The sequence below is a fragment of the Streptomyces griseomycini genome (genome assembly GCF_014203535.1).
Lineage (GTDB): Bacteria > Actinomycetota > Actinomycetes > Streptomycetales > Streptomycetaceae > Streptomyces > Streptomyces griseomycini.
On record NZ_JACHJI010000002.1, the window covers coordinates 492,187 to 513,961 of the forward strand.

Sequence of the window (21,775 nt, forward strand, 5' to 3'; positions counted from 1 at the left end):
AATCATTGGGCCATTCGTAGGGATTCCACAAAGAAACGGAGTGGGCCGCAGCACGCCCTCACAGAGACCTTGACCACACAGGACGGCTAGGGTTTCCGGGAGGAGTCCCGCGTGCCACGGTGCGACAAGGGATTTCGCGGGTCGAGCGCGCCTCGCATCACGCTCCGTGTGGGCAAGCTCACCATTGGGGACGGGTCGAAGTGCCGTGTCGGCAGTCCCTAAACTCGGCTTGTTTCAAGGAGGGAGCCTCAATCGTGCGCAAGGTGCTCATCGCCAACCGTGGCGAAATCGCTGTCCGCGTGGCCCGGGCCTGCCGGGACGCCGGGATCGCGAGCGTGGCCGTCTACGCGGACCCGGACCGGGACGCTCTGCATGTCCGCGCCGCGGATGAGGCGTTCGCCCTGGGCGGTGACACCCCGGCCACCAGCTATCTCGACATCGAGAAGGTGCTGAAGGCCGCCCGCGAGTCGGGCGCGGACGCGATCCACCCGGGCTACGGCTTCCTCTCCGAGAACGCCGAGTTCGCGCAGGCGGTGCTGGACGCCGGTCTGATCTGGATCGGCCCGCCGCCGCAGGCCATCCGCGACCTGGGCGACAAGGTCGCCGCCCGGCACATCGCCCAGCGCGCCGGTGCCCCGCTGGTGGCCGGTACGCCCGATCCGGTGAGCGGCGCCGAGGAGGTCGTCGCCTTCGCCGAGGAGCACGGCCTGCCGATCGCGATCAAGGCCGCGTTCGGCGGCGGCGGGCGCGGCCTGAAGGTCGCCCGCACGCTGGAGGAGGTCCCCGAGCTGTACGACTCCGCGGTGCGCGAGGCGGTGGCCGCCTTCGGCCGCGGCGAGTGCTTCGTCGAGCGCTACCTCGACAAGCCCCGCCACGTCGAGACCCAGTGCCTCGCCGACCAGCACGGCAACGTGGTCGTCGTCTCCACCCGTGACTGCTCCCTGCAGCGCCGCCACCAGAAGCTGGTCGAGGAGGCCCCGGCGCCGTTCCTGTCCGAGGCGCAGGTGGCCGAGCTGTACCGCGCCTCCAAGGCGATCCTGAAGGAGGCCGGCTACGTCGGCGCCGGCACGGTGGAGTTCCTGGTCGGCCTGGACGGCACGATCTCCTTCCTGGAGGTCAACACCCGCCTGCAGGTGGAGCACCCGGTCACCGAGGAGGTCTCCGGCATCGACCTGGTGCGCGAGATGTTCCGCATCGCCGACGGCGAGGAGCTCGGCTACGACGACCCGCCGCTGCGCGGCCACTCCTTCGAGTTCCGCATCAACGGCGAGGACCCGGGCCGCAACTTCCTCCCGGCCCCCGGCACGGTCACCACGTTCGCCCCGCCGTCGGGCCCGGGCGTGCGCCTGGACGCGGGCGTGGAGTCGGGCAGCGTGATCGGCCCGGCCTGGGACTCCCTGCTGGCCAAGCTGATCGTCACCGGCCGCACCCGCAAGGAGGCGCTGGAGCGCGCCTCCCGTGCGCTGGAGGAGTTCCAGGTCGAGGGCATGGCCACGGCCATCCCGTTCCACCGCGTGGTGGTGAAGGACCCGGCGTTCGCTCCCGAGCTCACCGGTTCGGCCGATCCGTTCACGGTGCACACCCGCTGGATCGAGACCGAGTTCGTCAACGAGATCAAGCCCTTCGCCGCCCCCGCCGACACCGCGGAGGCCGACGAGGAGACGGGCCGCGAGACGGTCGTCGTCGAGGTCGGCGGCAAGCGCCTGGAGGTGTCCCTCCCGGCCTCGCTCGGCATGTCCCTGGCCCGCACGGGCCTGGCGGCGGGCGCGAAGCCGAAGCGGCGGGCGGCGAAGAAGTCCGGCCCCGTCGCCTCGGGCGACACCCTCGCCTCCCCGATGCAGGGCACGATCGTCAAGATCGCCGTGGAGGAGGGCCAGGAGGTCAAGGAGGGCGACCTGGTCGTCGTCCTGGAGGCCATGAAGATGGAGCAGCCCCTCAACGCCCACAAGTCCGGCACCATCAAGGGCCTGAGCGCGGAGGTCGGCGCGTCGGTGACGTCCGGTGCGGCGATCTGCGAGATCAAGGACTGAGCGGTACGGCGTGACGGGGCGCCCGGCGGACCGGTCGAGGATCCGCCGGGCGCCCTTCGCGTGCGGGCCCGTCGGCACCCGTACGACGCGGCGGTGAGCGGCGGCGCGCACGACGACGCGGTCCGGCGGGCCGCGGAGGCCGCGCGACCCGGCTGGACGGTGATCGCGGGAGTGACCGGCCGCCGGTCCTCGCCCCGGCCGCCGTACCCGTGGCCGTGGCCCTCCTGGCGAAGGAGGCCGGGACGGCCTACGTCGTGGTCGGCCCGGATCGGGCCGCCCCGCGCCGCCCCGCCCTCACCGCCTGCGCAGGTCCGCCACCCGGGCCCGCTCCTGGGGCTGCTCGGAGGCTCCCAGACCCACGGCCGGGCGGAGCCCCGGACCCTGGCGGCGCGGCCCGGGGAGGGGCACGTCACGGCGCTGTCGGCCCGTCGGAGGGCCGTCGGCCCCCGCGCCCGCGGAACCCCCCGGCGCCCCGGCGACGGCGATCTGCACGCCCTGGTCGGCGAGCGCCTGGAGCTCGGTGGCCGCGCGGTCGTCGTGGGCGGGCGGCTCGTCCGTCACGAGACGGGTGATGAGGTCCGTGGGCACGGTCTGGAACATGGTGTCCGTGCCGAGCTTGGTGTGGTCGGCGAGGACCACCACCTCGGCCGCGGCCTGCACCAGGGCCCGGTCGACCGAGGCCGAGAGCATGTTGGACGTGGAGAGGCCCCGCTCGGCGGTCAGGCCGCTCCCGGAGAGGAAGGCCCGGGACACCCGCAGCCCCTGGAGGGACTGTTCGGCACCGCTGCCGACGAGGGCGTAGTTCGAGCCGCGGAGCGTGCCGCCGGTCATCACGACCTCCACCCGGTTGGCGTGGGCCAGGGCCTGGGCGACCAGCAGGGAGTTGGTGACGACGGTCAGACCCGGCACCCGGGCCAGCCGGCGCGCCAGCTCCTGCGTGGTGGTGCCCGCGCCGACCACGATGGCCTCGCCCTCCTCCACGAAGTTCGCGGCGAGGTCGGCGATGGCGGTCTTCTCGGCGGTCGCGAGATGTGACTTCTGCGGAAAACCGGACTCTCGCGTGAACCCGCCCGGCAGTACCGCACCGCCGTGCCGGCGGTCGAGGAGTCCTTCTGCCTCCAGCGCGCGCACGTCCCGCCGTACGGTCACTTCGGAGGTCTGGACGACGCGGGCGAGCTCACGGAGCGACACGGCCCCGTTCGCTCGCACCATTTCGAGGATCAATTGGCGACGTTCTGCAGCGAACACGAAACTGACAGTAACGCCAGCGACCGTCTGCTTTCAGCAGTTTGCGCTGAATAGCAGAAGTTGTTCGCACGGCACCGCGTCAAGTGGTATAGGGCCCGTCAGGCCTCGCCGCCCGTCTTCCGGGTGTGCAACTGGCGCGCCACCTCGGCGATCGAGCCCGACAGCGACGGGTAGACCGTGAAGGCGTTCGCGATCTGTTCCACCGTCATGTTGTTGTCGACCGCGATCGAGATGGGGTGGATGAGTTCCGAGGCGCGCGGCGCGACGACGACGCCGCCCACCACGATGCCGGTGCCCGGCCGGCAGAAGATCTTGACGAAGCCGTCGCGGATGCCCTGCATCTTCGCGCGGGGGTTGCGCAGCAGCGGCAGCTTCACGACCCGGGCGTCGATCTTGCCGGCGTCGACGTCGGCCTGGGTGTACCCGACGGTGGCGATCTCGGGGTCGGTGAAGACGTTCGACGAGACGGTCTTCAGGTTCAGCGGGGCGACCGCGTCGCCGAGGAAGTGGTACATGGCGATGCGCCCCTGCATGGCGGCCACGGACGCCAGCGCGAAGACGCCGGTGACGTCGCCGGCGGCGTACACGCCCGGAGCCGTCGTACGGGAGACCTTGTCGGTCCAGATGTGGCCGGACTCGCGCAGCCGCACGCCGGCCTCCTCCAGGCCCATGCCCGCGGAGTTCGGGACGGCGCCGACGGCCATCAGGCAGTGCGAGCCGGTGATGACCCGCCCGTCGGCGAGGGTCACCTCCACCCGGTCCCCGACCCGCTTCGCGGACTGCGCCCGCGAGCGCGCCATGACGTTCATGCCGCGCCGCCGGAAGACGTCCTCCAGCACCGCGGCGGCGTCCGGGTCCTCGCCCGGCAGCACCCGGTCGCGCGACGACACGAGCGTCACCTTGGAGCCGAGCGCCTGGTAGGCACCGGCGAACTCGGCGCCCGTGACACCGGATCCGACCACGATGAGCTCCTCGGGGAGCTCGTTCAGGTCGTACACCTGGGTCCAGTTCAGGATCCGCTCGCCGTCGGGCCGGGCGTCGGGCAGCTCGCGCGGGTGTCCGCCCGTGGCGATCAGCACGGCGTCCGCGACGAGCGTCTCCTCGGTCCCGTCGGCGGCGCGCACCACGACCTTGCGCGACCCGTCGAGGGCCTGCATGCCCTCCAGCCGCCCGCGTCCGCGCACGACCCGCGCCCCGGCCCGGGTCACGGACGCGGCGATGTCGTGCGACTGCGCCAGGGCGAGCCGCTTCACACGCCGGTTGACCTTGCCCAGGTCCACGCCGACCACCCGGGCGGCCTGCTCGATGTGCGGGGTGTCGTCGGCGACGATGATGCCCAGCTCCTCGTACGAGGAGTCGAAGGTGGTCATCACCTCGGCCGTGGCGATCAGGGTCTTCGACGGCACGCAGTCGGTGAGCACCGACGCCCCGCCCAGACCGTCGCAGTCGACGACGGTCACCTCCGCGCCGAGCTGCGCGGCGACCAGCGCCGCTTCGTATCCGCCGGGTCCGCCACCGATGATCACGATCCGAGTCACGTACTCCATTGTCCCGCACACTTCACCGTGCGACTGCCCGGGGGCCCACCCGTGGCCCCGCCGTTACCGGAGTGGCCCGGTTCACGCTGCCGTACCCTTCCCCCATGTCGCTCTACGCCGCGTACGCCGGCAACCTCGACGCGCGGCTGATGTCCCGCCGCGCCCCGCACTCGCCGCTGCGCGCCACCGGCTGGCTGAACGGGTGGCGGCTGACGTTCGGGGGCGAGGGCTGGGGCCTCCCGCACCTGAGCGAGGGCGAGGGGCCGGGGAAGGGCGCGCTGGCGACCCTCGTCGAGGACCCGCTGGCCCAGGTCTTCGTCGCGCTGTACGACATCGCCCCCATGGACGAGGAGACCCTGGACCGCTGGGAGGGCGTCGGCCTGGACGTCTACCGCCGCACCCGGGTCCGCGTCCACACCCTGGACGGCGAGGAGCCGGCCTGGACCTACGTGCTCAACGCCTACGAGGGCGGTCTGCCCTCGGCCCGCCACCTGGGCGAGATCGCCGACGCGGCGGAGTCCGCGGGCGCACCCCACGACTACGTCATGGAGCTGCGCAAGCGCCCCTGCTGAGCGCACGCCGACGGACACCTCGTCGGAAACGACGAGACAACGATCGCCGCCCCGTGAGCTTCGACATCTACGCGCGTAGGCGAATACCGGATACCCTCATCGCGTGAACGCATCTCTTCTTCCGGACGACATCCAGGGCGACCCCTACGCCGCAGCCGACGCCGCCGCCGCGCGACTGCGCGAACTCACCGGCGCCGAGACCCACGACGTCGCCCTCGTGATGGGCTCCGGCTGGGCACCGGCCGTGGACGCCCTCGGCGACCCCGACGCCGAGTTCCAGGTCACCGAGCTGCCCGGCTTCCCGCCGCCGGCCGTCGAGGGCCACGGGGGCAAGATCCGCTCGTACCGCATCGGCGCCAAGCGCGCCCTGGTCTTCCTGGGCCGCACCCACTACTACGAGGGCCGCGGCGTCGCCGCCGTCGCCCACGGCGTCCGCACCGCCGTGGCCGCCGGCGCCAAGACCGTCGTCCTGACCAACGGCTGCGGCGGCCTGCGCGCGGGCATGCGCCCCGGCCAGCCGGTCCTGATCAGCGACCACATCAACCTCACGGCCACCTCCCCCATCGTCGGCGCCAACTTCGTCGACCTCACGGACCTCTACTCCCCCCGCCTCCGGGCCCTCTGCAAGGAGGTCGACCCCACCCTGGAGGAGGGCGTCTACGCCCAGTTCCCCGGCCCGCACTACGAGACCCCGGCCGAGATCCGCATGGCCCGTGTCATCGGCGCGGACCTGGTCGGCATGTCCACGGTCCTGGAGGCCATCGCCGCCCGCGAGGCGGGCGCCGAGGTCCTGGGCATCTCCCTGGTCACCAACCTGGCCGCCGGCATGACCGGCGAACCCCTCAACCACGAGGAGGTCCTCCAGGCGGGACGCGACTCCGCCACCCGCATGGGCTCCCTGCTGGCCCAGGTGCTGGGCCGCCTGTAGAACGGGTACCCGTCCCCCGCCGGCCACGGAGCGCGCACGGGGACGGCGTGGGCGTCCGACAGCCGCGCACGGCGGGAACCCGGGACGGCGGTGGGCGCCCGCCGGCCGCCCGCGGCGGGGAGGGGACGGGGCGGGGTGTCCGCCCGCAGCGGCCGGCGCGTCGGCACCGGCACCCCGTCGAGTCACCGGTCCCGCGCCGGACCGGGGACGGACCCCCCCGGCGCGGCCCCGGCCCACGACGCACCGCAGGCGCCACGCGCACCCCCACCGGAGCCGCACCCGAGCCGCAGGCACCCGCACCCGAACCCACCCCCGAGACACCCACCCCGCACGACGAGAGGCTGACCGACCGTGCAAGACGACCTCATCGCACGCGCCAAGGCCTGGCTGGCCGAGGACCCCGACGCGGACACCCGCGAGGAACTCGCCCGCCTCATCGACGCCGAGGACCACGCCGAGCTCGCCGCACGCTTCGGCGGCACCCTCCAGTTCGGCACCGCGGGCCTCCGCGGCGAACTCGGCGCCGGCCCGATGCGCATGAACCGCTCCGTCGTCATCCGCGCCGCCGCCGGCCTCGCCGCGTACCTGAGGAAGAACGGCCACACCGACGGCCTCGTCGTCATCGGCTACGACGCCCGCCACAAGTCGGCCGACTTCGCCCGTGACACCGCCGCCGTCATGACCGGCGCCGGCCTCCGGGCGGCCGTCCTCCCCCGTCCCCTCCCCACCCCCGTCCTCGCCTTCGCCGTCCGGCACCTCGGCGCGGTCGCCGGCGTGGAGGTCACCGCCAGCCACAACCCGCCCCGCGACAACGGCTACAAGGTGTACCTCGGCGACGGCTCCCAGATCGTCCCCCCGGCCGACGCGGAGATCGCCGCCGAGATCGCCGCCGTCGCCTCCCTCACCACGGTCCCCCGCCCCACGGAGGGCTGGGAGACCCTCGACGACGGCGTCCTGGACGCCTACCTCGCCCGCACGGACGCCGTCCTGGCCGAGGACTCCCCCCGCACCGCCCGCACGGTCTACACGGCGATGCACGGCGTCGGCAAGGACGTCCTGCTCGCCGCCTTCGCCCGCGCCGGCTTCCCCGCCCCCGACCTCGTCACCGAGCAGGCCGACCCCGACCCGGAGTTCCCGACCGTCGCGTTCCCCAACCCGGAGGAGCCCGGCGCGATGGACCTCGCCTTCGCGAAGGCCCGCGAGACGAACCCCGACCTGGTCATCGCCAACGACCCCGACGCCGACCGCTGCGCCGCGGCCGTCAGGGACGGCGCGGACTGGCGCATGCTGCGCGGCGACGAGGTCGGCGCCCTGCTCGCCGCCCACCTGGTCCGCCGCGGGGCGTCCGGCACGTTCGCCGAGTCGATCGTGTCGTCCTCGCTCCTCGGCCGTGTCGCCGAGAAGGCCGGGCTCCCGTACGAGGAGACCCTGACCGGCTTCAAGTGGATCGCCCGCGTCGAGGGCCTGCGCTACGGCTACGAGGAGGCGCTGGGCTACTGCGTCGACCCGGACGGCGTGCGCGACAAGGACGGCATCACGGCGGCGCTCCTCCTGACGGAACTGGCGTCCGAGCTCAAGTCGGAGGGGCGCACCCTCCTCGACCTCCTCGACGACCTCGCCGTGGAGCACGGCCTGCACGCCACCGACCAGCTCTCGGTCCGCGTCCAGGACCTCTCCCTCATCGCGGCCGCGATGCGCCGCCTGCGCGAGCAGCCCCCGACCGGGCTGGCGGGCCTGCGGGTCACCGACGCCGAGGACCTGACCCGGGGCACGGACCGGCTCCCGCCCACGGACGGCCTGCGCTACACCCTGGACGGTGCCCGGGTGATCGTCCGCCCCAGCGGCACGGAACCGAAGCTGAAGTGCTACCTGGAGGTGGTGGTCCCGGTCGCCGCGAGGGACGGCCTCCCCGCGGCCCGCGCGACGGCGGCGGAGCTGCTGACCGCGCTCAAGCGGGACCTGGCCCGGGCGGCCGGCATCTGAGCGGCTCCCGCCCCACCCGGCCCGCCCCCGGGGTGCCCCGCCGGGCGCCCCGGAGCAGGGCCTCACCGGACACCCTTGAGCAGTACCCCACCGGGCACCCCGGAGCGATGCCCACCGTCCGTCCCGGAGCGCGGGGTCCCGGGGCGGACCCGCCGTGCGCTCAGCCCACGGCGAGCAGGATCGCCAGCAGCACGGCGCCCGCGACCGCCGGCCCCGCGATCTCGTAGGCCCACCGCACGGTCACCTCGCCCTGGGCCGACGGCTCGCCCTCCCGGGCCTCGTGCGTCTTGCGCAGATCGTCCATGGCCTGGTCCGTCTCCGCCCGCTTCGGCGCCTCGGTGACGCCCCCGCGGCCGAGCTGGACGCCGAGGCCGACACCGGGGTCACGCCCGTCCCGGCGGCCACCGCGCTCACCGCGCGCGGCCTGCGCGTCCAGCCGGGCCTGCGCCCGCGCCGCCTTCTTGCGGGCGCGCAGCGAGACGGGCAGGGCCCACAGCTGGTACTTGGTGCCGGAGTCGTCGACGACCTCGTTGGTGAAACCGGAGCGCAGGGAGGCGACCTGTCCCCAGGGCAGCACGATGACGCGGAAGGGGTTGCGGACGCGCAGCCGGTCGTCGTTGACGAAGACGGCGGGGCGCAGGGTGTACGCGACGACCAGGGGCACCAGGAGGAGCATCACCGCGAGCGCCAGCCACGGCGTGCGGCCCTCCCCGGTGACCACCGCGTCGATGCCGAGCCACCCGACGAGGGCGAGCAGCAGCGCACCGCCGACGAGGGCCGCGGGCGACCGGTAGATCCGGTCCTTGAACCGGGGCGCCGCGGGTGCCGCGGGTGCCGGGGACTGCGGGGCCTTCGACGGCTTCGTGGGCTTCGAGGGCTCCGGCGCAGGCGACTGAGGGTCAGGGGTCGTCATGCTCCCGATTCTGCACGACGCCCCCGGAAGCGCTCCTCCGCGGTGGGGCCCGGCCGGCGCCGCCGGCGGCCGGACGGAACGAGCGCGGGGGCTGTACAGCCGCTACGCGCGTAGATATGCTCGGCTGGTGACCATGCCCACCACTGCACCCCCCGCACACGCTCTGAGTGACGTCACCGCGTCCGACGGCACGCTGCGCCGCTTCCTCCACGGGCTGCCCGGCGTCGACGCGGTCGGCCTGGAGGCGCGTGCCGCCTCCCTCGGCACCCGCTCGATCAAGACGACCGCGAAGGCGTACGCCATCGACCTCGCCATCTCGATGGTCGACCTGACGACGCTGGAAGGCGCGGACACCCCGGGCAAGGTCCGGGCGCTCGGCGCGAAGGCGGTCCGTCCCGACCCGACCGACCGCACGGCCCCCGCCACGGCCGCGGTCTGCGTCTACCCCGACATGGTGGCCACGGCCAGGGAGGCGGTCGCCGGCTCCGGCGTCAAGGTCGCCTCCGTCGCCACCGCCTTCCCGGCCGGCCGCGCCCCGATCGCCGTCAAGCTGGCGGACGTCCGCGAGGCCGTCTCCGCCGGCGCGGACGAGATCGACATGGTCATCGACCGCGGGGCGTTCCTCGCCGGGAACTACCTGAAGGTGTACGAGGAGATCGTGGCCGTGAAGGAGGCCTGCGGCACGAGCGCGCGGCTGAAGGTCATCTTCGAGACGGGCGAGCTGTCGACGTACGACAACATCCGCCGGGCGAGCTGGCTCGGCATGCTGGCGGGCGCGGACTTCATCAAGACCTCGACCGGCAAGGTGGCGGTGAACGCCACGCCCGCGAACACGCTCCTGATGCTGGAGGCGGTCCGCGACTTCCGCGCGCAGACCGGCGTCCAGGTCGGCGTGAAGCCGGCCGGCGGCATCCGCACCAGCAAGGACGCGATCAAGTTCCTCGTGCTGGTCAACGAGACCGCGGGTGAGGACTGGCTGGACAACCACTGGTTCCGCTTCGGCGCCTCCTCGCTGCTCAACGACCTGCTGATGCAGCGCCAGAAGCTGGCCACCGGCCGCTACTCCGGCCCCGACTACGTGACGGTGGACTGATCACCATGACCATGGAAAAGCGGTCATCCGCATTCGAGTACGCGCCGGCGCCCGAGTCCCGCTCGATCGTCGACATCGCCCCGTCGTACGGCCTGTTCATCGACGGCGAGTTCACCGAGGCGGCCGACGGCAAGGTCTTCAAGACCGTCTCCCCCTCCACCGAGGAGGTCCTCTCCGAGGTCGCCGAGGCCGGCGAGGCGGACGTGGACCGCGCGGTCAAGGCGGCCCGCAGGGCCTTCGAGAAGTGGTCGGCGCTCCCGGGCGCCGAGCGCGCCAAGTACCTGTTCCGCATCGCGCGGATCATCCAGGAACGCAGCCGCGAGCTGGCCGTGCTCGAGACCCTCGACAACGGCAAGCCGATCAGGGAGACCCGCGACGCGGACCTCCCCCTGGTCGCGGCGCACTTCTTCTACTACGCGGGCTGGGCGGACAAGCTCGGCCACGCCGGCTTCGGCGCGGACCCGCGCCCCCTCGGCGTCGCGGGCCAGGTCATCCCCTGGAACTTCCCGCTCCTGATGCTGGCGTGGAAGATCGCCCCGGCGCTGGCGACCGGCAACACGGTGGTGCTGAAGCCCGCCGAGACGACCCCGCTCTCCGCGCTGTTCTTCGCGGACGTCTGCCGCCAGGCCGGCCTGCCCGGGGGCGTCGTCAACATCGTCACCGGCGACGGCCGCGCCGGCGCCGCGCTGGTCGCCCACCCCGACGTGAACAAGGTCGCCTTCACCGGCTCCACGGCCGTCGGCAAGGAGATCGCGCGCACGGTCGCGGGCACCCGCAAGAAGCTCACCCTGGAGCTGGGCGGCAAGGGCGCCAACATCGTCTTCGACGACGCCCCGATCGACCAGGCCGTCGAGGGCATCGTGAACGGCATCTTCTTCAACCAGGGCCAGGTCTGCTGCGCGGGCAGCCGCCTCCTGGTCCAGGAGTCGGTCCAGGACGAGCTGCTGGACGCGCTCAAGCGCCGCCTGTCGACGCTCCGCCTGGGCGACCCGCTCGACAAGAACACCGACATCGGCGCGATCAACTCCGCCGAGCAGCTGGCCCGGATCACCGCGCTCGCCGACCAGGGCGAGGCGGAGGGCGCCGAACGCTGGTCCCCGGCCTGCGAGATCCCCTCCGCCGGCTACTGGTTCGCCCCGACGCTCTTCACGAACGTCACCCAGGCGCACACTATCGCCCGCGACGAGATCTTCGGCCCGGTGCTGTCCGTCCTCACCTTCCGCACCCCGGACGAGGCCGTCGCCAAGGCCAACAACACCCCGTACGGCCTGTCGGCGGGCGTCTGGACGGAGAAGGGCTCGCGCATCCTGGCGGTCGCGAACAGGCTCCGCGCGGGCGTGATCTGGTCCAACACGTTCAACAAGTTCGACCCGACGTCGCCGTTCGGCGGCTACAAGGAGTCGGGCTTCGGCCGCGAGGGCGGCCGCCACGGCCTGGAGGCGTACCTCGATGTCTGACCGACTCAACGTACTGAAGACCTACAAGCTGTACGTCGGCGGGAAGTTCCCGCGTTCGGAGAGCGGCCGGGTGTACGAGGTGACGGACTCCAAGAACAGGTGGCTGGCCAACGCCCCGCTCTCCTCGCGCAAGGACGCCCGGGACGCGGTGGTCGCCGCGCGCAAGGCGTTCGGCGGCTGGTCCGGCGCGACGGCGTACAACCGCGGCCAGATCCTCTACCGCGTCGCGGAGATGCTGGAGGGCCGCAGGGACCAGTACGTCCGTGAGGTCGCCGAGGCCGAGGGCCTGTCGAAGTCGAAGGCCGCCGAGCAGGTGGACGCGGCGATCGACCGCTGGGTCTGGTACGCGGGCTGGACCGACAAGATCGCCCAGGTGGTCGGCGGCGGGAACCCGGTCGCGGGCCCGTACTTCAACCTGTCCTCCCCGGAACCGACGGGCGTGGTGGCGGTGCTGGCCCCGCAGGAGTCGTCCTTCCTCGGACTGGTCTCCGTGGTCGCCCCGGTCATCGCCACCGGCAACACGGCGGTGGTGGTCGCGAGCGAGGAGTCCCCGCTCCCGGCCCTCTCCCTGGGTGAGGTGCTGGCCACCTCCGACCTCCCCGGCGGCGTGGTCAACATCCTCTCCGGCCGTACGGCGGAGATCGCCGCCCCGCTCGCCGCGCACCAGGACGTCAACGCGATCGACCTCGCGGGCGCCGACGAGGCGCTGGCCAGGGAGCTGGAGATCGCCGCGGCCGACAACCTCAAGCGCGTCCTGCGTCCACAGCCTGTGGACGACTGGTCGGCCACTCCGGGAACGGACCGGATGACGGCGTTCCTGGAGACCAAGACGGTCTGGCACCCGACGGGGTCGCTGGGCGCGTCGGGCTCCGCCTACTGACCGGCCGCCGGCCCGCCGCCGACCGCGCCCCGTACGGCCGGGGCGCCGTGCCCCGCCCGTCGTCCGGGAGGGGTACGGCGCTCCGCCGTTCCGTGCCGCTCGACGCCGTGCCGGCCGGCCTCAACCGCCCAGCACGCCCGTCGCCGGACCGGCCACCGGGAGGCCGCCGACCGACGGCGCCTGGGCGACCGGGCCGGTCACCGCCCGCGAGTCCAGCGGCTTGAAGTCGGCGACCCGGGTGCCGACGCCGTTGTCGAGCGGGTCCACGCCCGTGCCGGCGAGCGGGTTGGGCTTCAGGCCCTCGACCGGTCCCGTGACGTGGGCGGTCGAGCCGGTCACGGCCCGCAGACCGGCCTGCGGGTCGAGGGCGCCGAGCGAGGTGCGGCCCGTGTCCACCGCGCCCGGGAGCGCCCCGGAGTCCGCCGCTGCCGCCGTCGCCGCGCCCGTCCCGAGCGCCGCTCCCGCGGTCGCGAGGACGGCCAGGGCGCGCCGGCCGGCCGGCGTCCTGGGTGCCTTGTGTCGGGCCATCGCTCCGCCACCCCTTGCCTTCACTGAGTCATCGGATCGGTGCGCAGCGTAGTGGAGGTGTGACGCGCGCTTCAAAGCCGGACCGCGGGGCGTACACCGTCCGGACGATGCCTCAGACTGGTGTTCCGTGAGTTCCCAGTCGCCCCTCTCCGCGCGAGTCGTGCTGCTCTGCGGCCCCTCCGGCTCCGGCAAGTCCCTCCTCGCGGCCCGTTCCGGTCTTCCCGTGCTGCGCCTCGACGACTTCTACAAGGAGGGCGACGACCCGACGCTCCCGCTCGTGGCGGGCAGCTCCGACATCGACTGGGACCACCCCGGCTCCTGGGACGCGGACACCGCGGTCGCCGCGATCGACCGGCTGTGCCGCACGCGGCGCACCCAGGTCCCCGTCTACGACATCTCGCTCAGCGCCCGCACGGGTGAGGGGACCGTCGACATCGGCGCCGCCCCGCTGTTCATCGCGGAGGGCATCTTCGCCGCGGAGATCGTCACCCGCTGCCGCGAGCTGGGGGTGCTGGCCGACGCGCTGTGCCTGAGCCGCGGACCGGTGACGACGTTCCGCCGGCGCTTCCTGCGGGACCTGAAGGAGGGCCGCAAGTCGGTGCCGTTCCTGCTGCGCCGCGGCTGGCGGCTGATGCGGCGGGAGCGGTCGATCGTCGCCCGTCAGACGGCGCTGGGCGCGTACGCCTGCGACCGGGACGAGGCACTGGGCCGCCTGACGGCCGCCGCGGCCGGCGGGCGCACCACGACGGACACCACCGCGCCCGCCTGAAAGCCGCCCGGCGGCACGTGACGTCGGCGCGTGCACGCGAGAGCGGGACTGGACGGACCCCCCGGCCCTCCAGTCCCGCTCCTTCACGCCCCCCGTGGGTCCCCCGTGTCCCCCCGTGGATCCCCCCGGGTCCCCCGTGACCCCCTCGTTGTTCCCCCTCCGCCCCCGTTCCCCCCGGTGACGCCCCCCTCCGGCGTCCCCGCGGTTCCCCCGTGGTCCCCCGTGGTCCCCCGTGGTCCCCCCGGACCTTCAGGCGACCAGCTCGCCGAAGGCGTTCTCCTCGTCACGGCCGAAGCTGAGGACCTCGTCCTCGCGCAGCCGGCGGAGCGACCGCCAGATGCTCGACTTCACCGTGCCGACGCTGATGCCGAGGATGTCGGCGATCTCCGGGTCCGTGCGGCCCTCGTAGTAGCGCAGGACCAGCATCGTGCGCTGGAGCTCGGGCAGCCGGGCCAGCGCCTGCCACAGGACCGCGCGCAGCTCGGTGCCGCGCATCGCGTCCGTGTCGCCGGCCGTCTCCGGCAGTTCCTCGGTCGGGTACTCGTTGAGCTTGCGGCGGCGCCAGGCACTGATGTGCAGGTTGGTCATGGTGCGGCGGAGGTATCCGCCGACCGCCGCCTTGTCGCTGATCCGGTCCCACGCCCGGTAGGTCGAGAACAGCGCGCTCTGCAGCAGGTCCTCGGCCTCGAAGCGGTCGCCGGTCAGGTGGTAGGCGGTGGCGTACAGGGAGGCGCGGCGCTCCTGGACGTAGGCGGTGAACTCCGCCTCCGACAGCGAGCGGCGCTCCCCCGGGTCCTCCCCGTACGCGCTTCCCCCGTGCGTCTCCCCCGTGGGCGCGTCAACCACCGTCATGAACGCGGTGTGCTGACGCCCGGTGCCGCGAGCGCACCCCCGCCCGCTCACGGCACCGGACTTCTCGCCACCTCGGTGCACGTCGTGCAGGCGCGTGACCACTGCGCTGGTGCTGTTGCCGTGCAGCGTGTTCATCTCGCGCCCCCCGTCGTGGACTTCCGGTGGTTTCCGTGCTGTCTTGCCTGTGCCGAAAAGCTTGCCCGGGCGACTTCATGGCCGTGTCCGCCGACTGTCACAGGCGTGTCACAGGGGTCGGTCACAGCGCGGACACAGGTCCTTCACCGGCGTCGGTGCACGTAGCCCCCGTATGCGGGCCCAACGGGCATCTGCCCGCCACGGGTCGAACAGGGAGGCCTCCATGGGCCAGAATGAGCCCGTGCCTTCCCTGTTGCTGATCGAGGACGACGACGCCATCCGTACGGCCCTGGAGCTCTCCCTGACCCGCCAGGGACACCGGGTGGCGACCGCTGCCAGCGGAGAGGACGGTCTGAAACTGCTGCGCGAGCAGCGGCCGGATCTGATCGTGCTGGACGTGATGCTGCCCGGCATCGACGGGTTCGAGGTGTGCCGGCGCATCCGGCGCACGGACCAGCTGCCGATCATCCTGCTGACCGCGCGCAGCGACGACATCGACGTCGTGGTGGGCCTGGAGTCGGGCGCCGACGACTACGTCGTCAAACCGGTGCAGGGCCGGGTGCTGGACGCCCGGATCCGGGCGGTGCTGCGGCGCGGGGAGCGGGAGTCCAGCGACTCGGCGACCTTCGGCAGCCTGGTCATCGACCGCGCGGCGATGACGGTGACGAAGAACGGCGAGGACCTCCAGCTGACGCCGACCGAGCTGCGGCTGCTGCTGGAGCTGAGCCGGCGGCCGGGCCAGGCGCTGTCCCGGCAGCAGCTGCTGCGGCTGGTGTGGGAGCACGACTACCTGGGTGACTCGCGCCTGGTGGACGCCTGTGTCCAGCGGCTGCGCGCCAAGGTCGAGGACGTGCCGTCGTCCCCGACGCTGATCCGTACCGTGCGCGGTGTCGGCTACCGGCTGGATCCGCCTCAGTGACACAGGAGCACCAAGGGGGGTCCCGCGGCTGGTCCGCGGCGCGCAGGGGAGTCTGGTCCCGGCTGCGCTTCACCAGCCTGCGCCTGCGGCTGGTCGTCGTCTTCGGGCTGGTGGCGCTCACCGCCGCGGTGTCCGCGTCCGGGATCGCGTACTGGCTCAACCGCGAGGCCGTGCTCACCCGCGCCCAGGACGCGGTGCTGCGCGGCTTCGAGCAGGAGATGCAGAACCGGGCGGGCGCGCTGCCCGAGCACCCGACGCAGGACGAGCTGCAGCACACCGCGGGCCAGATGGCGAACAGCAGTCAGCGCTTCACCGTGCTGCTCGTCGCCGAGGACCCCGAGGGCCGGACCGTGTACGGCAGCTCGGGCGGGCTGAACGGCTTCTCGCTGCGGGACGTGCCGGCCTCGCTGCGCGAGGCGGTCACCGAGCGGCAGAAGATCACCTCGACCAACGAGTACGCGTACCACCTGTACTGGCAGCGGATCGTCGACGGCGACACCCCGTACCTGGTGGCGGGGACGCGGCTGATCGGCGGCGGGCCGACCGGCTACATGCTGAAGTCGCTGGAGCCGGAGGCCAAGGACCTCAACTCGCTGGCCTGGTCCCTGGGGATCGCCACCGGCCTCGCGCTGATCGGCTCCGCGCTGCTCGCGCAGGCCCTGGCCACGACCGTGCTGAAGCCGGTGCAGCGGCTCGGGACCGCCGCCCGGCGGCTCGGCGAGGGCAAGCTGGACACCCGGCTCAGGGTGTCGGGGACGGACGAACTGGCCGACCTGTCACGGACGTTCAACAGGGCCGCCGAGGCGCTGGAGAAACGGGTGGCCGACATGGCCGCCCGGGACGAGGCGTCCCGCCGGTTCGTGGCGGACATGAGCCATGAGCTGCGTACGCCGCTGACGGCGATCACGGCGGTGACCGAGGTCCTGGAGGAGGAACTGGAGTTCGAGGGCGGCGGCATCGACCCGATGATCGAGCCGGCCGTGCGGCTCGTGGTCAGCGAGACGCGGCGGCTCAACGACCTGGTCGAGAACCTGATGGAGGTCACCCGCTTCGACGCGGGCACCGCCCGCCTGGTCCTCGACGACGTCGACGTCGCCGACCAGATCACCGCCTGCATCGACGCGCGCGCCTGGCTGGACGCGGTCGAGCTGGACGCCGAGCGCGGCATCCACGCCCGGCTCGACCCGCGCCGGCTGGACGTGATCCTGGCCAACCTCATCGGCAACGCGCTCAAGCACGGCGGCTCGCCGGTGCGGGTGTCGGTGCGGGAAAGCCCTGACGGCGTGGACGGCGTGGGCGTCGCGAAGGGCGCCGGGGGGCCGGGGGCGGTGGTCATCGAGGTGCGGGACCAGGGGCCCGGCATCCCCGAGGACGTCCTGCCGCACGTCTTCGACCGCTTCTACAAGGCCAGCGCGTCCCGGCCGCGTTCCGAGGGCAGCGGTCTGGGCCTGTCCATCGCGCTGGAGAACGCCCACATCCACGGCGGCGAGATCACCGCGGCCAACTCGCCCGAGGGCGGCGCGGTGTTCACCCTGCGGCTGCCGCGGGACGTGTCCGCGCCCGCGGAACGGGACGCGGACGCGGAGGGCGCGCGGGAGGACGAGGAGAGTCCTTCCGGGAAGGCCGACGGCGCCAGGGGCGAGGGCACCGAGGGGGACTCCTGATGAACGTACGCGGGACGACCGCCCGACGGGTGACGGCCCGTCGGGCCACCGCACGACGGACCACCGTGCGACGGGCCGTCGTGCGCCGGGCGGCCGGACGCCGCCTGCCGGGGCTGCTCGCCGTCACCGCGCTCGGCGCCCTGCTCGCCGGGTGCGGGATACGGGCCACGGAGGTGCCGACCGACTTCGGCCCGGCGCCCTCGCGGGTGCGCTGCTCGCTGGCCGAGCCGGGCGTCTCGAAGCAGGCGGCGCGGGGCCTGCCCGTGCAGGTGTTCCTGCTGTGCGGCTCGTCGCTGGTGGCCGTCGACCGGACCGTGCGGGTGCCGGACGGGGCGGCGGACTCCGAGCGGCGCGTGGCGGTGGCGCAGGGACTGCTGGACGAGCTCTCGGCGCCGCCGTCGGCCGCCGAGAGGGAGGCCGGCTACACGACGAGCGTGCGCGGCGGGACGACCGTGCGCGGACCCGGGCCCGGTGACCCCGAGGACGCGCTGCGGCTGAGCACCGCGCCGGGGAGCCTCACCTCCTCCGCGCTCGGGCAGATCGTGTGCACCTTCTCCGACTCGGCGGCGGCCGAGGGCGACGGCTCGGTCATCCTGGGCGGCCCCGGCGGGGAACCGCCGCGCCGCTACAAGTGCACGGACGAGGTCCGGGCCCGTCCGGGCAGCGTGGAACCCCCGTCGGCGGAGGCCGCCGGGGAGTGAGCCGGGGAGGTGCGCCGGGCGGTGGCGCGGGGGCGGTGCGCCGGGTTGTGGCGCATGCCTCACCCGGCGAACGGGTGACATCCCGGAACCGATCCCGCCGGCCGCCGCGTCTAGGGTGACGTGCAGCGTCAAGGCCCCATCGGCGGCACCGCCGGGATCCGCATCCGCGTGACGGGAGGTCTCCTCCTGGCCGCGTACCTCACGTTCATCGCCTGGTTCACGCTGCGCCCCCTGGACGTCCCCTGGGTGATGCCCGCCAACCTGCACCCCTTCGACGGCATCCGGGCCGACTTCGCGCTGGGCTGGACGGCGGGGGTCCGCCGGATCGGCGAGGGGCTGGCGCTGCTCGCGCCGCTGGGAGTGCTGCTGCCGATGGCAGGGGGCCGGCTGGCCGTGTCGCCCCTGGGTTCGCTGGTCCGCACCGTGGCCGCGACCGCCCTGCTGTCGCTGGCCATCGAGATGCTGCAGACCGCGGTGCCCGGCCAGGTCGTGGACGTCGACTCGCTGCTGCTGAACACCGCGGGGGCGGCGCTCGCGCACGCCGTCGTGGTGCCCGCGGTCCGCTCCCGGCTGCGCCGCCGGGAGGAGCGGCGGTCCGTCGCGACCGTACGCGAGGAGGAGCCTGCCCCGGGGCGGACCCCGACGATTCCCAGGGTCGGGATCGCCCCGTGGAGTGATGCTTTGCCCCCTTCGTCTCCGTAACGTGGAGGGCAGACGAGGCAGCCGGCCGGGAGGCCTCGCACCGTCCACCGAGGAGTCATGATGAGCCGCCCCGTCCGCCCCACCGACAACCGCATGATCGGCGGAGTGTGCGCCGCGCTGGCCCGGCGCTTCGGCACCTCCGCGACCACGATGCGGGTGATCTTCCTGGCGTCGTGCCTGCTTCCGGGCCCGCAGTTCCTGCTGTACGCGGCGCTGTGGATCCTGCTGCCCTCGGAGGGCAAGGCGCGTACCGCCTGGTAGGCCGTACGGCCTCTGCCGAGGAAGCCGAGGGGGCGCCCCGATTCCGGAGCGCCCCCTCGGTGGTGTGTCCGCCCGGCCGGGTCAGCCGAGCGGGACCCCGTTGACGCCGAGGCCCTGCGCGGGCAGTCCCGCCACCGGCAGGCCGCCGAGCAGGCCGGCGGCCGGCACCTCGGGAACCATCCGCTCGACGGCCGGCTGGGCGGCGGCCGTACCGGTGCCGGCCACGTGCTGTCCCGCCGACAGCACCCGGTCGGTGCCCGGCAGCGCACCGGAGAGGTTCTGCGCGGGGACGGCCTGGGTGACGGTGTCCAGCGCCGGGCCGGCGCCGGGGACGGCCGGGGCCGCGTTGGCGGCGCCGGCGCCGGCCGCGGCGAAGGCGGCACCGAGAGCGGCGACACCGAGGGTCTTGGCAGCAGACTGCTTCATGGAATGCGTCCTCGAAATGGGGTACGGAATGTGAGCGGTGCTGCGACCGTAAACAGGGGGCGGTCGGCGCCGCAAACACGGAAATGCGGACGGTTGGTGAACGCCGTCCGCACATTCCCCGCCCACGAACGCCCCGGTCAGCCCTCCGACGCCGCGGAATCGCTGGTGGAAGCGGTCTGCCGGAACAGCCATTCGGATTTCAGCTCGGCGTAACCGGGCTTGATGACGTCATTGATCATGGCCAGCCGTTCATCGAAAGGAATGAACGCTGATTTCATCGCATTGACGGAGAACCACTGCATGTCGTCGAGCGTGTAACCGAACGCGTCGACCAGGTGCTCGAATTCCCGGCTCATGCTGGTGTGGGACATGAGGCGGTTGTCGGTGTTCACCGTGGCCCGGAAGTGCAGCCGCCGCAGCAGCCCGATCGGGTGCTCGGCGTAGGAGGCGGCCGCCCCGGTCTGGAGGTTGGAGCTGGGGCACAGTTCCAGCGGGACGCGCTTGTCGCGGACGTAGGAGGCGAGCCGGCCGAGCTTCACGGACCCGTCCTCGTGGACCTGGATGTCGTCGATGATGCGCACCCCGTGCCCGAGCCGGTCGGCGCCGCACCACTGCAGGGCCTGCCAGATGGACGGCAGCCCGAACGCCTCGCCGGCGTGGATGGTGAAGTGGTTGTTCTCCCGCTTGAGGTACTCGAAGGCGTCGAGGTGCCGGGTGGGCGGGTGACCGGCCTCGGCGCCCGCGATGTCGAAGCCGACGACGCCCAGGTCCCGGTAGCGGTTGGCGAGTTCGGCGATCTCCAGGGCGCGGGCGGCGTGCCGCATCGCGGTGAGCAGGGCGCCGACGCGGATGCGGTGGCCGTTCTCCCTCGCGCGCCGCTCCCCCTGGCGGAAGCCCTCGTTGACGGCCTCGACGACCTCTTCGAGGCTCAGCCCGCCCTCGAGGTGCTGCTCGGGGGCGTAGCGCACCTCGGCGTAGACGACACCGTCCTCGGCGAGGTCCTCGGCGCACTCGGCGGCGACCCGGACCAGGGCCTCGCGGGTCTGCATGACCCCGACGGTGTGCGAGAACGTCTCCAGGTACCGCTCCAGGGAGCCGGAGTCGGCGGCCTGGTGGAACCAGAGGGCGAGCTTGCCGGGGTCGGTCTCGGGGAGGCCGGCGTAGCCGGTCTCCCGGGCCAGGTCGACGACGGTGCCGGGGCGCAGTCCGCCGTCGAGGTGGTCGTGCAGCAGGACCTTGGGCGCCCGGCGGATCTGGTCCGTGGTCGGGGTGTTCGCGATGGTCTGGCTCGTCATTTCCGCACTCTAACTCCTACGCGCGTAGATCACCCGGTGTGCGCATCCGCCGATATGTAACGGTGACCGCACGGACGGGTGGCGTACACGTGCGCTTCTGACACTGTTCTGCCATGGCACAGCAAGCGACGCCGGTTCGCAGGGCCCGGCTGGGGAGGGCACTCGGCCCGGAGCCGACGGCGGTGAGCGGCGTGGTGCTGCTGCTCCCCGGCGGCGACGAGGTCTCCGGCCGCCGGCCGTCCCCCCTGGTGGCGGCCGCCTCCGTACGCGCCCTGGGGCGCCGTCTCACCCGCGCGGGCCGGGGCGAGGGCCTCGCCGCCCATGTCGTCCACTACCGCTACCGGGGCTGGAACGGCAGTGAGGCGCACCTGGCGCGCGACGCCGCCTGGGCCGCCGACGAGGCCGTGCGGCGCTACGGTGACGTCCCCGTCTGCCTGGCCGGTCTCGGCATGGGCGGCCGGGCCGCGCTGCGCGCGGGCGGTCACGAGGCCGTCGACTCCGTGCTGGCGCTGGCCCCCTGGCTGCCCGAGGAGGACGTGGCGGCGCCACCCGAACCGGTGAAACAGCTCGCCGGGCGGCGGGTGCTGATCGTGCACGGCACGAACGACGCGCGGACCGATCCGGAACTGTCGTTCCGGCTGGCGGCACGGGCGAAGAAGGCGAACCGGGACGTGTGCCGCTTCGAAGTGCACGCCGACGGCCACGGGTTGTCCCAGTACCGGGACGAAGTGCTGGCGCTGGCCGAGGACTTCGTGATGGGGACGCTGTTCGGGCGGGCGTTCTCGCGGCCGGTGCAGGACGCCCTGGCGGCACCGCCGCCGCTGGGGCTGCGGATGCCGCTCGCGGCGGGGTTCGGGAAGTCGTTGCGGCGGTAGGGGCGC

21 protein-coding genes are annotated in these 21,775 nt (G+C 73.4%); 14 read left to right on the top strand and 7 right to left on the bottom strand.

What is annotated here, in order from left to right; all coding sequences use genetic code 11:
* The first annotated feature begins 254 nt into the window (after positions 1-254).
* The gene (locus tag FHS37_RS06780; protein ID WP_184818123.1) at positions 255-2,030 is read left to right on the top strand and encodes an acetyl/propionyl/methylcrotonyl-CoA carboxylase subunit alpha; all 1,776 of its coding nucleotides are present in this window, start codon (positions 255-257) and stop codon (positions 2,028-2,030) included.
* A gap of 294 nt (positions 2,031-2,324) precedes the next feature.
* Here FHS37_RS06780 and FHS37_RS06785 read toward each other — a convergent pair whose 3' ends face one another.
* Positions 2,325-3,278: a DeoR/GlpR family DNA-binding transcription regulator gene (locus FHS37_RS06785; protein ID WP_184818124.1), complete on the bottom strand. Its 954-nt coding sequence runs from the start codon at positions 3,276-3,278 to the stop codon at positions 2,325-2,327.
* Positions 3,279-3,376: 98 nt separating this feature from the next.
* Positions 3,377-4,825, bottom strand: a complete 1,449-nt coding sequence (locus FHS37_RS06790; protein ID WP_184818125.1) for an NAD(P)H-quinone dehydrogenase — start codon at positions 4,823-4,825, stop codon at positions 3,377-3,379.
* 95 nt (positions 4,826-4,920) lie between these two features.
* On the opposite strand from FHS37_RS06790, the gene FHS37_RS06795 reads away from it, so the two are divergent.
* From FHS37_RS06795 to FHS37_RS06805, 3 genes are all read left to right on the top strand, one after another.
* Positions 4,921-5,388: a gamma-glutamylcyclotransferase family protein gene (locus tag FHS37_RS06795; RefSeq protein WP_184818126.1), complete on the top strand. Its 468-nt coding sequence runs from the start codon at positions 4,921-4,923 to the stop codon at positions 5,386-5,388.
* A gap of 103 nt (positions 5,389-5,491) precedes the next feature.
* Positions 5,492-6,316 (top strand): purine-nucleoside phosphorylase, encoded by an 825-nt coding sequence (locus FHS37_RS06800; RefSeq protein ID WP_184818127.1) that lies wholly within the window; start codon positions 5,492-5,494, stop codon positions 6,314-6,316.
* A 351-nt stretch (positions 6,317-6,667) separates the two neighbouring features.
* Positions 6,668-8,299 (top strand): phospho-sugar mutase, encoded by a 1,632-nt coding sequence (locus FHS37_RS06805; RefSeq protein ID WP_184818128.1) that lies wholly within the window; start codon positions 6,668-6,670, stop codon positions 8,297-8,299.
* A gap of 160 nt (positions 8,300-8,459) precedes the next feature.
* Here FHS37_RS06805 and FHS37_RS06810 read toward each other — a convergent pair whose 3' ends face one another.
* Entirely contained in the window at positions 8,460-9,212 is a 753-nt protein-coding gene (locus tag FHS37_RS06810) for a PH domain-containing protein (protein ID WP_184818129.1), read from the bottom strand.
* 133 nt (positions 9,213-9,345) lie between these two features.
* Between FHS37_RS06810 and deoC the strand changes: the two genes are divergently transcribed.
* Genes deoC through FHS37_RS06825 form a run of 3 tightly spaced genes read left to right on the top strand, consistent with a single transcriptional unit; the run spans position 9,346 to position 12,642 of the window.
* Positions 9,346-10,305 (top strand): deoxyribose-phosphate aldolase, encoded by a 960-nt coding sequence (gene deoC, locus FHS37_RS06815; protein WP_184818792.1) that lies wholly within the window; start codon positions 9,346-9,348, stop codon positions 10,303-10,305.
* Positions 10,306-10,316: 11 nt separating this feature from the next.
* Positions 10,317-11,762, top strand: coding sequence for an aldehyde dehydrogenase family protein (locus FHS37_RS06820; RefSeq protein ID WP_184818794.1), 1,446 nt, complete (start codon positions 10,317-10,319; stop codon positions 11,760-11,762).
* Positions 11,755-12,642 (top strand): aldehyde dehydrogenase family protein, encoded by an 888-nt coding sequence (locus FHS37_RS06825; RefSeq protein ID WP_184818130.1) that lies wholly within the window; start codon positions 11,755-11,757, stop codon positions 12,640-12,642. The genes FHS37_RS06820 and FHS37_RS06825 overlap by 8 nt, the downstream gene beginning before the upstream one ends.
* A gap of 120 nt (positions 12,643-12,762) precedes the next feature.
* On the opposite strand, the gene FHS37_RS06830 is transcribed toward FHS37_RS06825, so the two are convergent.
* Positions 12,763-13,170, bottom strand: a complete 408-nt coding sequence (locus FHS37_RS06830) for a hypothetical protein (protein ID WP_184818131.1) — start codon at positions 13,168-13,170, stop codon at positions 12,763-12,765.
* Positions 13,171-13,297: 127 nt separating this feature from the next.
* Between FHS37_RS06830 and FHS37_RS06835 the strand changes: the two genes are divergently transcribed.
* Positions 13,298-13,939, top strand: a complete 642-nt coding sequence (locus FHS37_RS06835) for a uridine kinase family protein (protein ID WP_184818132.1) — start codon at positions 13,298-13,300, stop codon at positions 13,937-13,939.
* A gap of 249 nt (positions 13,940-14,188) precedes the next feature.
* Here the strand turns inward: FHS37_RS06835 and FHS37_RS06840 are convergent, their stop codons facing one another.
* Positions 14,189-14,926 carry a SigE family RNA polymerase sigma factor gene (locus tag FHS37_RS06840; RefSeq protein ID WP_184818133.1) on the bottom strand — a complete coding sequence of 246 codons (738 nt, stop codon included), beginning with the start codon at positions 14,924-14,926 and terminating at the stop codon, positions 14,189-14,191.
* Positions 14,927-15,167: 241 nt separating this feature from the next.
* On the opposite strand from FHS37_RS06840, the gene afsQ1 reads away from it, so the two are divergent.
* From afsQ1 to FHS37_RS06865, 5 genes are all read left to right on the top strand, one after another.
* A complete protein-coding gene (gene afsQ1, locus FHS37_RS06845; RefSeq protein WP_006133375.1) occupies positions 15,168-15,845 on the top strand; it encodes a two-component system response regulator AfsQ1 in 678 nt (225 codons plus the stop codon).
* A complete protein-coding gene (locus FHS37_RS06850; RefSeq protein WP_184818134.1) occupies positions 15,842-17,509 on the top strand; it encodes an ATP-binding protein in 1,668 nt (555 codons plus the stop codon). The genes afsQ1 and FHS37_RS06850 overlap by 4 nt, the downstream gene beginning before the upstream one ends.
* Positions 17,509-18,210 carry a hypothetical protein gene (locus FHS37_RS06855; RefSeq protein WP_229889798.1) on the top strand — a complete coding sequence of 234 codons (702 nt, stop codon included), beginning with the start codon at positions 17,509-17,511 and terminating at the stop codon, positions 18,208-18,210. Before FHS37_RS06850 ends, FHS37_RS06855 begins: the two co-directional genes overlap by 1 nt.
* A gap of 120 nt (positions 18,211-18,330) precedes the next feature.
* Positions 18,331-18,912, top strand: a complete 582-nt coding sequence (locus FHS37_RS06860; protein WP_184818135.1) for a VanZ family protein — start codon at positions 18,331-18,333, stop codon at positions 18,910-18,912.
* A gap of 60 nt (positions 18,913-18,972) precedes the next feature.
* Positions 18,973-19,173, top strand: coding sequence for a PspC domain-containing protein (locus FHS37_RS06865; RefSeq protein WP_184818136.1), 201 nt, complete (start codon positions 18,973-18,975; stop codon positions 19,171-19,173).
* 81 nt (positions 19,174-19,254) lie between these two features.
* Here the strand turns inward: FHS37_RS06865 and FHS37_RS06870 are convergent, their stop codons facing one another.
* On the bottom strand, positions 19,255-19,599 hold the full coding sequence (locus tag FHS37_RS06870; RefSeq protein WP_184818137.1) for an ATP-binding protein: 345 nt from the start codon (positions 19,597-19,599) through the stop codon (positions 19,255-19,257).
* A 137-nt stretch (positions 19,600-19,736) separates the two neighbouring features.
* The gene (locus FHS37_RS06875) at positions 19,737-20,894 is read right to left on the bottom strand and encodes an adenosine deaminase (RefSeq protein ID WP_184818138.1); all 1,158 of its coding nucleotides are present in this window, start codon (positions 20,892-20,894) and stop codon (positions 19,737-19,739) included.
* Positions 20,895-21,007: 113 nt separating this feature from the next.
* Between FHS37_RS06875 and FHS37_RS06880 the strand changes: the two genes are divergently transcribed.
* Positions 21,008-21,769, top strand: coding sequence for an alpha/beta hydrolase (locus FHS37_RS06880; protein WP_184818139.1), 762 nt, complete (start codon positions 21,008-21,010; stop codon positions 21,767-21,769).
* Positions 21,770-21,775: the final 6 nt, after the last annotated feature.

Coding starts and splice junctions, on each gene's coding strand:
- FHS37_RS06790 (WP_184818125.1), bottom strand. CDS start 4,825: ATGGAGTACGTGACTCGGATCGTGATCATCGGTGGCGGACCCGGCGGA.
- FHS37_RS06795 (WP_184818126.1), top strand. CDS start 4,921: ATGTCGCTCTACGCCGCGTACGCCGGCAACCTCGACGCGCGGCTGATG.
- FHS37_RS06810 (WP_184818129.1), bottom strand. CDS start 9,212: ATGACGACCCCTGACCCTCAGTCGCCTGCGCCGGAGCCCTCGAAGCCC.
- deoC (WP_184818792.1), top strand. CDS start 9,346: ATGCCCACCACTGCACCCCCCGCACACGCTCTGAGTGACGTCACCGCG.
- FHS37_RS06820 (WP_184818794.1), top strand. CDS start 10,317: ATGGAAAAGCGGTCATCCGCATTCGAGTACGCGCCGGCGCCCGAGTCC.
- FHS37_RS06825 (WP_184818130.1), top strand. CDS start 11,755: ATGTCTGACCGACTCAACGTACTGAAGACCTACAAGCTGTACGTCGGC.
- FHS37_RS06830 (WP_184818131.1), bottom strand. CDS start 13,170: ATGGCCCGACACAAGGCACCCAGGACGCCGGCCGGCCGGCGCGCCCTG.
- FHS37_RS06840 (WP_184818133.1), bottom strand. CDS start 14,926: ATGAACACGCTGCACGGCAACAGCACCAGCGCAGTGGTCACGCGCCTG.
- FHS37_RS06855 (WP_229889798.1), top strand. CDS start 17,509: ATGAACGTACGCGGGACGACCGCCCGACGGGTGACGGCCCGTCGGGCC.
- FHS37_RS06865 (WP_184818136.1), top strand. CDS start 18,973: ATGAGCCGCCCCGTCCGCCCCACCGACAACCGCATGATCGGCGGAGTG.
- FHS37_RS06870 (WP_184818137.1), bottom strand. CDS start 19,599: ATGAAGCAGTCTGCTGCCAAGACCCTCGGTGTCGCCGCTCTCGGTGCC.
- FHS37_RS06875 (WP_184818138.1), bottom strand. CDS start 20,894: ATGACGAGCCAGACCATCGCGAACACCCCGACCACGGACCAGATCCGC.
- FHS37_RS06880 (WP_184818139.1), top strand. CDS start 21,008: ATGGCACAGCAAGCGACGCCGGTTCGCAGGGCCCGGCTGGGGAGGGCA.